Below are 12,399 nucleotides of genomic sequence, written 5' to 3'. Positions count from 1 at the left end.
AGTTTTGAAAATTATTTTCAATGAGCAGAAATAGTATATTAGAGGAGGCAGAGATGCCTCCTTTTATTTTATGTCTATGCAGCGTTTTTTTATATATCTGATTCTCATCATTGTGGCCTTCCTGCTGTTTGGCTGGTATTTTTCCAATATCACCCTATACTTGGTCATTTCGCTTATTATCGCGGCTTTGCTGAGACCGATGACAAATCATTTAAACGACTTCCATCTCTTAGGTCAGCACATTCCTAGATGGATGGCGATTATCATCTCCTACTCATCGATTGTCCTAATCTTGGTTTTGTTAAGTCTGCTATTTTTTCCATTAATCAATAATCAAATAGTGATTTTGAGTGAACTGGATTTAGATACCATTTACCAAGAAATTCATATTCCAGTTTCTAAAGTTGAAAATTTCTTGTTCCGTTATCAGTTATTGGAAAATAAGCCGGGATATCTTTTTGAAGAGTTGAAATCCCAAATCATCAATATGATCAAAAGTGTGGATTTTGGGATGATCATTTCAAATATCCTCAACACTACCAGCAGTCTATTTATCGGACTTTTGGCAGTTCTTTTTATCACATTTTTCTTATTACTTGAAAATGGCTTGTTGCGCAGAAACCTGCTCAATTTAATCCCTAACCCTTATTTTGAACTTTCTGTTGCGACTTTTACCAAAGTTGAAAAACTACTTTCCAATTACCTTTCTGGTTTACTATTGCAGATGTTGGCGATCTTTTCGCTGGCTAGTTTTGGACTGACTCTTGTTGGAGTAGATTATGCTTTGACCATCGCCCTTTTTGCAGCAGTGGCAAATCTGATCCCTTACGCTGGACCCATTTTAGGGGCTTCTTTTGGGATTATTGTCGGAATTTCGACAGGTAATTTTGAAGAAACCAAAGAATTGAATCTGCTACTTTTAAAAATTCTGTCTGTATTTGGAGCTGTCCAGGTGACCGACAACATCTTTTTACAGCCTATGATATTTTCTAAATCTGTAAAAGCGCATCCCCTTGAAATTTTTGTTGTTATCTTTGCCGGTGCAAAAATCGCCGGCGTAGCAGGGATGATTTTTGCCATCCCGGTTTATACCATCTTTCGGGTTTCAATTATGGAATTCTATCAAGGGTATAAATCGTATAGAATCTTTAAAATAAAATAATAACTAATGGCCTTACAATGTGGCATCGTAGGACTTCCAAATGTTGGAAAATCCACTCTATTTAATGCCCTTTCCAGCGCGAAAGCAGAAGCTGCAAATTTCCCTTTTTGTACCATCGAACCAAACGTAGGAGTAGTTACCGTTCCTGACAAAAGATTGCAGATCCTAGAAGGATTGGTTAATCCTCAACGTGTATTACCTACTGTTATCGAGTTTGTAGACATCGCAGGTTTAGTAAAAGGTGCCAGCAAAGGTGAAGGTCTTGGAAATAAATTTCTTGCGAATATCCGGGAAGTTGATGCTGTAATCCATGTGATCAGATGTTTTGAAGATGAAAATATCGTTCACGTGGCAGGAAGTGTCGATCCTATTTTTGACAAAGAAGTCATCGATACAGAACTTCAGTTGAAGGATCTTGAATCAGTAGACAAGAAAATCCTGAAAACTGAAAAGGTTGCAAAATCAGGTGATGCCAAAGCTCGAAAAGAGCTGGAAACGTTGATGCTTTTTAAAGAAGCTTTGACTTCTGGTAAGAACGCACGCTCTGTAGATGTCGAAAAAGAAGACTTAGAAGCTGTTAGAGATTTGCACCTATTGACAATCAAACCTGTGCTTTACGTTGCCAATGTTGATGAGGCAAGCATATTGACAGGAAACAAATTTGTCGATCAATTGCGTGAGAATGTTAAAGAGGAGAATGCCGAGGTAATTGTACTCTGTGCTGCCATTGAATCTCAGATCGCAGAATTTGAGGATATTGAAGAAAAAGAACTGTTTTTAGGAGAATATGGTTTAGAAGAAAGTGGTCTGAATAAACTAATCGCAGCAGCTTATTCGTTATTAGACTTAATTACCTATTTCACAGCTGGTGTGCAGGAGGTTCGCGCTTGGACAATTAAGAAAGGTTGGAAAGCTCCTCAAGCTGCCGGAGTAATTCATACAGATTTTGAAAGAGGATTTATTAAAGCTGAAGTCATTAAATTACCTGATTATCAACAATTCAAAACAGAAGCAGGGTGCCGTGAGAATGGAAAAATTTCCATAGAGGGGAAAGAATACGTGGTGAAAGATGGCGATATCATGCATTTTAGGTTTAATGTTTAAGAATTTCTTGAAAAAATTTGTAATTTCGCATTTCATAATCACCCAATAGCGTATATATTTTAATTTATCTATTGTCTCAATTTATTTTTAAATCACCGTGAGAGTTAGACTTATATTTTCCCTAAAAAACAAAGGCTCCTATTTGCCTTTCCATCATCAGTACATCTTAGCGCAATTCCTTAAAGGATTGATCGTGAAAGGTGGCCGAGAAGAATTTTACAATTACAATTTCTTCAACTTTTCTGGCCTTAAAGGTCAGACTAAAGTAAGTAGAAGTGGTTTGCATTATTATTCCAGCTTAGTTACCCTAGTGCTGTCTTCTCAAAGTGAAGACTTTATGGATTATTTGTTGGAGCAGGTTTTCGCAACTCCTAAAGTGGAGCTTGGAAACTTGATCTTGGTCCCTGAGTACACTGAAATTGAAGTAGAACCTGTATTGGAGACTTCCAATAAATTCGTTTGTATTTCTCCTTTGGTATTGATCATTCCTGCTTTCAATGAAGAAGCAGGAAAGAGATTTATCAGTCCGGATAGCGACGAATTCTCAGATCTATTGTACGAATCTACTTTGACGCGTATGGAGAGATCAGGCTGGTATACTCCAGAGCAAATGGAATCTTTCTTCAAGTTCCAAGTGGTACCTGACATGGTCTATGTAAACAAGCTGAAAGAACAGCAGAAAAAGTTTGCAAGGATCTACGCAGTATATGACATGGACGTTAAATATGAAGTAAGAGGTTATACTTTACCTTTCACTTTGTATGCAGCACCTGAAGTTCAGGATTTTGTATTCAAATGCGGATTAGGAGCATTTACCCACAAAGGTTTTGGAATGCTTGATCTTGCGACACACCCTCCGGGAGCAAGAACAACTACTTATAAATTTAAAAGAGAAGGTTTTGTCCCTTACAAGCCAAATGAGCGAGTAAGGCAAAACGTAGCCCCTCCTGCAGATGAAGAATCTGAGGAAGGCGATTCTGAAGCATAAACAAAAAAACACCTCTTGAGATTCAAGAGGTGTTTTTTTATGACACTTTTTCTATAACCTTCTTCGGTTGGGTTGTAAGCTCACAAAACCTACCAACTGGTCATATCTAGATCCGAGTCCTCGGTAATAAACGAGTACCTCGTATATATTTTCAGTTTCAAAATGACTGCCTTCAAATAGATCAGTGACGAAGGAGCCTTGTTCTTTTACCCCAAGTTGAAAATCGTACCATCCCTGCTTCAGCAAAAGAGAAGTCCTGTATAATTGTTCTTTTTCATCCCATTTCATTTCTGATTCTGGGCCTTTTCCCCAATTAGTCAAAGATCCTAAGAGATAAATGGGTTGGGAAGTTTTTTGAACTCTTGCATTGAAAGTCATATAAACATATTGGCTTTCTAACTCAGAATCTCCTCCAGGTCTATCATTATTATCTACGATGTATTGCCCGTTCAAGTCTAAGTATTGAGAATACACCTCATTTGGTCTTGGTGTGATTGCCAAAGATTCCCCATAAACAGCGTCCTCCTCTACTCGTACCGAAGCCATATTTTGGCCTCTCGCTCGCATAAACCGTAGATCTATAAATCTAAACTCATTGCTGGCATCAAAAGCATTTGCTCCATCAAAATCCTCGTATCTAAGAACTTTAGAACTTTGGTTCATAAAAGTAGGCTTAGTAAGGAATTTGGAATTATCCCAGCGTTGGTTCTGCCTAATCACAACTTTGATTTGAGAATCAGGATTAATTACATCCAGTTTCGAATAATTAACTACGGTATTGATTTGTTGGGAACCTCTTCTTCCTGAAGTCTGAGAAGGAGGAACAACCGCCGCTCCCACGACCAAAAGATCCTCATAAACCATAAATCGTTTGGTCAGAATCACTTCGTTTTCGTCTCTTCGGCGATAAACTTTTACCACATAGTTCCCGGATTTGGTTACCTGGGGAATCTGAAACCTATAATGGATGTAAGGAATTCGTGTATTTACTGAATAGTCGTAATCCTGAATATTGAATTCATTGAAAGCATTTAAAAAATCATTATTCTTTAAAGATGACTCTTGCCAATCAGCATCACAATGAATCAATTTAGCCGAATACATTTCCGGATCATATGCCAGATCATCAAATAGCAGAACTAATTTTTGACTCTCTGAAATCGGAACAATAGGAGAATCCAATTGACTTCCAGTAGTTGCTCCTCTTGGAAATAATCTGACAGACTGAATATGGTCTTTGAAAACTTTGTCCTCAATTTGAGCGGAAACAAGAAAAGCCCACCCAAAAAAAAGCACTGAAAGAAGCAGTTTTTTTATTTTCATTCTTTCAAATTAATCAATTAGACCGGGATAAAAGTCAGAATCAAGCAATTGCCTCTTGCAAAGTCGAAATTTCATCTACCAACTTTTCCCACTTTTTATTTAAATCATCGAGTTTTCTATGCACCTCTTGATGTTCATCCTGTACCTGCTTCAATTCGGTTTCTTTTGAATAAAGCTCAGGATCAGCCATTTTAGCTTCTATCTTTTCCTTTTTGGTCTCAAGTTTCTCAATTTCAGATTCTACTTCAAATAGACTTTCTTCTAATTTCCTTAAATCCTTTTTTGCTTGATTGAGTTCTACCTGACTTTTTTGTGGTGCTGGTTTGGCTTTCTTGGGAGCTTTTTCAGTTACTTCTTGTTGGTTTTCTAGCTGTTGAGATCTCCAAAACTCATATTCTGCATAAGTTCCAGGGTATTCTTTGATCTCGTGATTTTCAATGTACCAGATTTTATTGGCCACTCCCCTGATGAAATGTCTATCGTGAGAAACAGTCACAAAAGTGCCTTCGTATTGCTGAAGTGCTTGAATCAAAATATTTACTGACTGGAAATCCAAATGGTTGGTCGGTTCATCCAGTAAGAGGAAATTAGCTTCTGAAATAAGCGTTTTTGCCAGAGCAACTCTTGATTTCTCCCCTCCTGAAAGGACTTTGATTTTTTTGAATACCTCCTCGTTGGAAAATAAAAAGCATCCCAAAACTCCCCTGAGCTCCATTTCTGTCTTAGCACTTCCGGCTTGGGCCATTTCCTGAAGAATCTCATTTTCTAAGGTCAAAGCTTCCAATTGGTGCTGCGCAAAGAAGGATTTGATCACATTATAACCTTCCGTTCTTCCTTCAATACCTCTTTCAGAGCCATCAATAATCCTTAGCAAGGTAGATTTCCCTTTACCGTTTGCTCCGATCAAAGCAATTTTGTCTCCCCTTTCTATTCTTGCCGAGGTATTTTTCAAAATCACATTGTCTCCGTAGGCTTTAGAAATATTATCAAGGGTCACAACATCTCTTCCAGATTGTTTGGAGAATTTGAATTTGAAATTCACCGAAACCTCATCATTCACTACTTCATGAACCCGCTCCATCCTATCCAAAGCTTTGATTCTGGATTGAACCTGATTGGATTTTGTGGCTTTAGCTCGGAATCTTTCAATGAATTTTTCCGTCTGCTTGATCATCTGTTGCTGATTCTCATAAGCATTCTGCTGGATTTCCATCCGCTCCTTTTTCTCTTCCTTGTAGAAGGAATAATTGCCTGAATAGAGCGTCAAAGTATTATTTGCAACCTCAACTGTGCTGCTGATGCAGTTGTCCAAAAAAGTCTGATCGTGAGAAACAACAATAACTGCCCCTTCGTAGTTTTTCATGTAGTTTTCCACCCATTCGATGGAAGGCAAATCCAAGTGGTTGGTAGGTTCATCCAGCATCAGCAAGGATGGCTTTTCCAACAATAATTTGGCGAGCATCACTCGCATTCTCCAACCTCCGGAAAAAGTCCGAAGCGGTTTATCTAGGTCTGCAGATTTGAATCCAATCCCTTCCAGCACTTCTTCCGCTTTGGCTTTGATGGTATATCCTTCATTTGCCTCAAAGCGATCCTGAAGAAATGCCAATCTATTGATGATCTCTTCTGAATAATCTGTTTCCATCTTCTTCAGTACCTCGTCAATTTCATCCTGAAGAGCTAGCGTTTCTTTAAATGCTGCCAAAGCAACATTTAAAATACTTTCATCAGACTGGTAGGAAAGTAAATCCTGGTTCAAAAAACCAATGGTACAGTCTTTTGCTTTCTGAACTTCCCCAGAACTTGGCTGATAATCGCCATTAATAATTTTCAAAAGCGTAGATTTGCCAGTACCATTTTGACCCACTAAACCAATTTTATCTTTTGGTTTAATGTGCAAATTGGCATTTTCGTATAATGGCCTTCCGCCTATGTAGTAAGAGAGATTGCTAATCGATAACATGCCCCAAAAATAAAGATTAACCCGTTCATAAACCTTTGAAAAAAGAACATTCTGAAATTCATTAGTTTACTTAATAAAAGACAACAAAAAACATGAAAACCATATCAACATTAACATTTTCTATGCTTTTGGCTGCAGGTTCTTTTACCGTAGGATGTCACCAAAAAGAAGAAGCCAAGCTTAAACCCATTGAAACTGTCGATGGAGCCAACAAATCAGACATTTCAATGGCAACTGCAGAAGTTCAGTTGGATAAACTTACCCTTCCAGCCAATTTTAAAATTGATGTCTGGGCTGCTGATGTACCTAACGCAAGATCCATGGCGATTTCTGAAGAAGGAATCATCTTCGTTGGCAGCAGACAAGAGGGAAAAGTCTACGCGATCGTAGATGAAAATGCCGATGGCAAAGCCGATTCTAAATTTGTGCTCGCTGAGGATCTTCAAATGCCAAATGGAGTTGCTTATAAAAACGGAGACTTATATGTGGCAGAAGTAAGTAGAATCATCAAATTCAAAGACATTAAAAACAACTTAGGAAATCCAAGCTTTGAAGTTGTTTACGATGGCTATCCTACTGAAACCCATCATGGATGGAAGTTTATTTCTTTTGGTCCTGACGGAAAATTATATGTGCCCGTAGGTGCTCCTTGTAATATTTGTGATCCAGAAGAAGAGATTTTTGCAAGTATCACAAGTTTAGATGTAACTGCTCCAAATCCAAGCCCGGAAGTTTATGCCCATGGCGTAAGAAATACCGTGGGTTTTGATTGGAATCCTAAAACAGGAAATCTATGGTTTACTGACAATGGACGTGATATGTTGGGTGATGATATCCCTAACTGTGAGTTAAACAAAATCACAGAGGCTGGACAACACTTTGGATATCCTTATTGGCATGCCGGGGATGTGAAAGATCCTGAATTTGGTGATGCTGGAGGAGCTGAAAGTGATTATGTCGCTCCAGCTGCTTTGATGGGACCACACAATGCACCACTAGGAATGCGTTTTTATGAGGGTGGAATGTTCCCTGATACTTTCCAAAATCAAATCTTCGTAGCAAAGCATGGATCTTGGAATAGAAGTAAAAAAGCTGGTTATGTGGTAGCGCTAGAAAAAGTAGACGCTAATTCAAATGTAACCGGAGAAGAAATCTTTATTGAAGGCTGGCTAGACGATGCATCTCAGGAAGTTTGGGGAAGACCAGTTGATGTTCAGGAATTGCCAGATGGAAGTTTGTTAGTTTCGGACGATATGGCTGGTGTCATATACCGAGTAACCTATCAGGAAACTGCAGAATAACAAAAAAGGGAAGCATTTAGCTTCCCTTTTTTATTTTAACCAAGCTGGCTTGGTAGTGATTACCTCTGCCTGTAATTGATTCAAAAGATTATACAATCCAAAGTAGGTACGGTTTACATACAGACCATGTCTCGATCCCCTTGCCTGCCTTGATTTTTTAAACATTTTATCATTCGAGATTCGATCACCCAACTGAAAGATCAGCTCAAAGAACCCATCATCCGCAAAATCAAATTTATCAACATGAAAAGGCTTTCCAAGTAAGGAAATCATTTCCTTAAATACTCCTTTGAAATAAGCTTGCTCTTCGCTGGAATCTTTATCGGTGATAAATTCTAAATCGTAGAATATCTGATCTAATTCTTCCTGATTGATCAAAAGATCTTTCTTGATCAACGCGAAATATCCATTGTAAAAATCTTCTGGAATAACTTTAACGCAACCAAAATCAATTATACCAAGTTGATCTCCTTCCTGAACGATAAAGTTTCCTGGATGTGGATCTGCATGGACCTGTTTTAAATTATGAACTTGGTGATGGTAAAAATCCCACAAGGCCTGTCCAATTTGGTTTCTTGATTCCTGACTTGGATTAAGGTCCAACCATTCTTTTAGATGTTTCCCCTCAATCCAATCCATGGTGATGATTCTATCCGAGCTAAGCTCATCATAGTAGGTAGGAAACTTGAGATGAGGAATATGTTCACAGGCACTTGAAATCTCTCTGGATCTCTGGATTTCCAGTACGTAATCGGTTTCTTCTAATAGCTTTTCTTCTACTTCCGCCATGTAATGATCCAACTCGCGCTCATTCATATTCAACAACCTCAAAGCAAATGGCCTAACCAATTTTAAATCAGAACTTACAGAATCTGCTACCCCTGGATATTGAATTTTAACTGCGTAGGTTTTTCCATCCTTCGTGGCTTTATGAACCTGCCCAATGGAAGCAGCATTTACTGCCGATCTTGTAAAAGTTTCAAATAGCTGCTCAGGAGATTTCCCGAAATACTTTTGAAAGGTCTTTACAACCAATGGAAATGACAAAGGAGGGGCAGAATACTGCGCCATGGTAAACTTGTCTTGGTAAGCTCTTGGCAACAAATTCTTATCCATGGACATCATCTGAGCCACTTTGAGAGCAGAACCTTTCAACTGACTCAAAGAATTGTAAATATCAGATGCATTATTTTGATGTAGCTCTTCCTTATCCAAACTTGGATTCACCACCTTTTTGGCATAATGCTTTACATAATTCCCCCCTACTCTCGCACCCGTAGAAATAAACTTGGCAGCACGTTGTACTTTTGAAACTGGAATAGATTCCTGTTCATTCATTTTTTCAGCCATCATTTATTTAGATTGGTACATGAATTTTGCAAAATCAATAAATGAATCCAAGGCACTTTTACCCATCAGGTCAAAGGCTAAATTCACTGATTTTTCTATAGCGGCATCTGTTTTTTCGAATCTTGGAGATCTATCATCAATCCAGTATTTGAAAACAAACCAAACTTGAACCCATAGGGCTTCATCGTATCTATCACTGATAAAAGGCCTATTGGCTATTTCCTCAGTTTCTTTTCCTTCCAAAATAATCTCGCTTGCAAATTCCTTAAACTTCTGTTTGAAGTCTCCTATTTCCTTTGGAAAAGCCGCCATTGCAGGTTTATTATCTTGATATAGGCTCAACAGATAGGAACGGTTTTTCTTCAATTCTTCAATCCAGGTGAATAAAAACCCAAGAAATTTTTCTCTTGCGCTGTATTCTTTAAAGACCTCTTGAGCTTCTATCTGCTTTAGAGTATCGTCAAATATTTCTAGCCAGATTGCAGATTTGATCGCATCAAAAGAAGTAAACCAAGTATAAAAATCCTCCTCCTTCATTCCCAAATCCTTGGCAAATTTGAACACTGATTTTGGTGAACTTCCGTTTTCCAACACATGGTTTTTAAAACCGTCCAAAATCAGTTTTCTATAATCTTTCTTGCTTGTTCTTTTTGTTTTGGTAGACTCCATAATTAATAGATGATAATCTCTTGCATAACACCCAAAGCATTGATCAGGTTTAAAAAAGAGCAAAAAAAGCCGGAGAATAAATCTCCGGCTTAAAAATTTCTTGTTTTAGGAATTGACTTTTTCAATGACCAGGTTGTGATTCGTATAAATACACACATCTGCAGCGATATTCAGACTTTCCCGAACCATTTCTTCAGCAGTCATGTGTGGAGCAAATTGTTTCATCGCACGAGCAGCAGATTGCGCATACATGCTTCCCGAACCAATTGTTGCTATTTCCATATCTGGCTCGATAACATCTCCAGTACCTGATATAATCAAAATATCTTCCTTATCTGCAACAATCATCATTGCTTCCAATTTGCTAAGCATTCGATCTGTTCTCCACTCTTTTGCCAATTCTACCGCTGCCCGCTTCATGTTGTTTCCAAATGCGCCTAACTTCTCCTCGAATTTTTCTAAAAGAGTAAAGGCATCCGCAGTTGATCCTGCAAAACCAGTCACAATTTTACCTCCTTGCAAAATCCTCAATTTTTTGACGGTACTTTTCGCAACAGTATTTCCTAAAGTAGCTTGACCGTCTGCTCCGATTACCACTTCTCCATTATGTCTGATCGCAACGACGGTAGTTGATTTTATTTTTGTCATGTTTTATGCTTGAATATCAGTTTTAAATAAACTGGATCTTTTAATAAAAAACTTTTCTCTCTCCCAATCCTACCAATAACCATACAAAAAGCAAAAAGTCCTGAATTCAGGACTTTTTGACAGATTTTTATATTTCTTAAACCAGAATTCTGACTGGATCTTCCAAAAGGCTTTTCAAAGTGATCAGGAATGCTGAACCAACAGATCCATCAACCACCCTGTGGTCACAGGAAAGCGTTACTTTCATGATGTTTCCAATTTGCATCTGACCATCTTTTACGATAACAGTTTCTTTGATGCCACCAACTGCCAAAATACATGCATCTGGCGGATTGATAATCGCAGTAAACTCATCGATTCCAAACATTCCTAAGTTTGAAATGGTGAAAGTATTTCCTTCCCAATCTTTAGGCTGAAGCTCTTTGTTCTTAGCTTTTCCGCCCAAGGTTTTTGCTTGAGTAGAAATTTGCGAAAGCGACAAGTTATCAGCAAATCGGATCACAGGAACCAATAAACCTTCTTCTACCGCTACGGCCATTCCAATATGAATATGCTCGTTGTATCTGATTTTATCTCCTAACCAGCTTGAATTTACTTTAGGATGCTGACGCAAAGCAGCAGCAGCAGCTTTGATCACCATGTCATTAAAGGAAATTTTCACTGGAGAAACTTCATTCATGCTTTTTCTAGCCTCAATTGCTTTGTCCATGTTGATTTCCATGGTCAAATAGAAGTGAGGAGCTCCGAATTTGCTTTCAGCAAGTCTCTTTGCGATAACTTTTCGCATTTGAGAAACTTTCTCTTCTTTGAAGCTTTCTTGTCCAATAGCAGGTGCACCGGCTGCAGCAGCAGCTTGAGGCGCGGCAGCTGGAACAAAGTTTTCTACATCTTTCTTGATGATTCTTCCTCCGTCCCCTGAACCACTTACCTGACGGATATCAACACCTTTTTCTTCTGCAATTTTCTTCGCTAAAGGAGAAGCTTTAATTCTCTCACCATCGGCAGTATTGACAGGCGCAGGTGCGCTTGGAGCAGAAGTTGCAGGAGCAGGAGATTTTGATTCAGTTTTTGTTTCAGCAGCTGGCTCTGGCTTAGATTCGGCAGCAGGTTCGGAAGCATTGGATTTTTGAGCTTTAAGTAAAGTCTCAAAGTCAGCTCCTTTTTCTCCGATTACGGCAATTACACCATCCACAGGCACGCTGTCACCAGCTTCTACACCAATATAAAGTAAAGTACCATCCTCATAGCTTTCCAGCTCCATGGTTGCTTTATCGGTTTCAACTTCGGCAATAATTTCACCGGACTTAATGTCATCTCCGACCTTTTTCAACCAAGAAGCAATTGTTCCCTCTTGCATGGTATCAGACATTTTAGGCATGGTAATGACAGTTGCATTGATGTTAGATACATCAATTTTTTCTGCCGGAGCCTCAGATTTTTTTGCTTCTGAATCCTTCTCTTCGGATTTAGAAGCATTTTCTTCTGATTTAGGAGCTTCTTCTTTTTTCTCAGATTTATCAGATCCATTAAGCAGGTGCTCGTAATCTTCACCTTTTTCCCCGATCACAGCGATGACACCATTTACAGGTACAGAATCTTTCTCTTGTACTCCAATATATAAAAGCACACCTTCGTCGTAGGATTCAAGCTCCATTGTTGCTTTGTCAGTTTCAACCTCTGCCAGAATATCTCCTGGTTTTACAGTATCCCCTACTTTTTTCAACCATGCAGCGATCACACCTTCTTCCATGGTGTCGCTCATTTTAGGCATTCTAATAATTTCGGCCATGAGTTATTGCGCTCTATTCGTTTTTAAAGTGTCCAAAAATAGTTTTTATAATGACTTTAATCAAATATAAAACTAGTATTTTCCCCCTGCATTTCAGCCTTT

At 38.6% G+C, this 12,399-nt stretch carries 10 protein-coding genes; 4 read left to right on the top strand and 6 right to left on the bottom strand.

What is annotated here, in order from left to right; translation table 11 throughout:
• The first annotated feature begins 76 nt into the window (after positions 1–76).
• The 3 genes from J0A69_RS10040 (at position 77) to cas6 (ending at position 3,254) form a co-directional block, all read left to right on the top strand.
• Positions 77–1,162, top strand: coding sequence for an AI-2E family transporter (locus J0A69_RS10040; protein ID WP_206586423.1), 1,086 nt, complete (start codon positions 77–79; stop codon positions 1,160–1,162).
• Between the two features lie 6 nt (positions 1,163–1,168).
• On the top strand, positions 1,169–2,266 hold the full coding sequence (ychF, locus tag J0A69_RS10035; protein WP_206586422.1) for a redox-regulated ATPase YchF: 1,098 nt from the start codon (positions 1,169–1,171) through the stop codon (positions 2,264–2,266).
• A gap of 97 nt (positions 2,267–2,363) precedes the next feature.
• A complete protein-coding gene (gene cas6, locus J0A69_RS10030) occupies positions 2,364–3,254 on the top strand; it encodes a CRISPR-associated endoribonuclease Cas6 (protein WP_206586421.1) in 891 nt (296 codons plus the stop codon).
• A gap of 51 nt (positions 3,255–3,305) precedes the next feature.
• Here cas6 and J0A69_RS10025 read toward each other — a convergent pair whose 3' ends face one another.
• Together J0A69_RS10025 and abc-f are read right to left on the bottom strand one after the other, a co-directional pair.
• The gene (locus J0A69_RS10025) at positions 3,306–4,577 is read right to left on the bottom strand and encodes a type IX secretion system plug protein (RefSeq protein WP_206586420.1); all 1,272 of its coding nucleotides are present in this window, start codon (positions 4,575–4,577) and stop codon (positions 3,306–3,308) included.
• Positions 4,578–4,617: 40 nt separating this feature from the next.
• Positions 4,618–6,540 (bottom strand): ribosomal protection-like ABC-F family protein, encoded by a 1,923-nt coding sequence (gene abc-f, locus J0A69_RS10020; protein WP_206586419.1) that lies wholly within the window; start codon positions 6,538–6,540, stop codon positions 4,618–4,620.
• A 92-nt stretch (positions 6,541–6,632) separates the two neighbouring features.
• Between abc-f and J0A69_RS10015 the strand changes: the two genes are divergently transcribed.
• Positions 6,633–7,841, top strand: coding sequence for a PQQ-dependent sugar dehydrogenase (locus J0A69_RS10015; protein ID WP_236032783.1), 1,209 nt, complete (start codon positions 6,633–6,635; stop codon positions 7,839–7,841).
• Positions 7,842–7,871: 30 nt separating this feature from the next.
• Here J0A69_RS10015 and J0A69_RS10010 read toward each other — a convergent pair whose 3' ends face one another.
• The 4 genes from J0A69_RS10010 to J0A69_RS09995 all read right to left on the bottom strand — a co-directional run bounded on the left by J0A69_RS10010 (position 7,872) and on the right by J0A69_RS09995 (position 12,297).
• A complete protein-coding gene (locus J0A69_RS10010; protein ID WP_206586929.1) occupies positions 7,872–9,191 on the bottom strand; it encodes an ABC1 kinase family protein in 1,320 nt (439 codons plus the stop codon).
• 3 nt (positions 9,192–9,194) lie between these two features.
• Entirely contained in the window at positions 9,195–9,860 is a 666-nt protein-coding gene (locus J0A69_RS10005; RefSeq protein ID WP_206586418.1) for a TetR family transcriptional regulator C-terminal domain-containing protein, read from the bottom strand.
• Between the two features lie 105 nt (positions 9,861–9,965).
• A complete protein-coding gene (gene hslV, locus J0A69_RS10000; RefSeq protein ID WP_206586417.1) occupies positions 9,966–10,508 on the bottom strand; it encodes an ATP-dependent protease subunit HslV in 543 nt (180 codons plus the stop codon).
• 136 nt (positions 10,509–10,644) lie between these two features.
• Positions 10,645–12,297 carry a pyruvate dehydrogenase complex dihydrolipoamide acetyltransferase gene (locus J0A69_RS09995; protein WP_206586416.1) on the bottom strand — a complete coding sequence of 551 codons (1,653 nt, stop codon included), beginning with the start codon at positions 12,295–12,297 and terminating at the stop codon, positions 10,645–10,647.
• Between the last annotated feature and the right edge of the window lie 102 nt (positions 12,298–12,399).

This window comes from Algoriphagus pacificus, assembly GCF_017254845.1.
GTDB classification, from domain to species: domain Bacteria; phylum Bacteroidota; class Bacteroidia; order Cytophagales; family Cyclobacteriaceae; genus Algoriphagus; species Algoriphagus pacificus.
This window is presented reverse-complemented; position numbering and strand designations above follow the sequence as displayed.

Bases quoted from the DNA above. Each gene is read 5' to 3' on its own strand.
- abc-f (WP_206586419.1), bottom strand. From the start codon at position 6,540: ATGTTATCGATTAGCAATCTCTCTTACTACATAGGCGGAAGGCCATTA.
- J0A69_RS10025 (WP_206586420.1), bottom strand. From the start codon at position 4,577: ATGAAAATAAAAAAACTGCTTCTTTCAGTGCTTTTTTTTGGGTGGGCT.
- ychF (WP_206586422.1), top strand. From the start codon at position 1,169: ATGGCCTTACAATGTGGCATCGTAGGACTTCCAAATGTTGGAAAATCC.
- J0A69_RS10040 (WP_206586423.1), top strand. From the start codon at position 77: ATGCAGCGTTTTTTTATATATCTGATTCTCATCATTGTGGCCTTCCTG.
- J0A69_RS09995 (WP_206586416.1), bottom strand. From the start codon at position 12,297: ATGGCCGAAATTATTAGAATGCCTAAAATGAGCGACACCATGGAAGAA.
- J0A69_RS10005 (WP_206586418.1), bottom strand. From the start codon at position 9,860: ATGGAGTCTACCAAAACAAAAAGAACAAGCAAGAAAGATTATAGAAAA.
- J0A69_RS10010 (WP_206586929.1), bottom strand. From the start codon at position 9,191: ATGGCTGAAAAAATGAATGAACAGGAATCTATTCCAGTTTCAAAAGTA.
- J0A69_RS10015 (WP_236032783.1), top strand. From the start codon at position 6,633: ATGAAAACCATATCAACATTAACATTTTCTATGCTTTTGGCTGCAGGT.
- hslV (WP_206586417.1), bottom strand. From the start codon at position 10,508: ATGACAAAAATAAAATCAACTACCGTCGTTGCGATCAGACATAATGGA.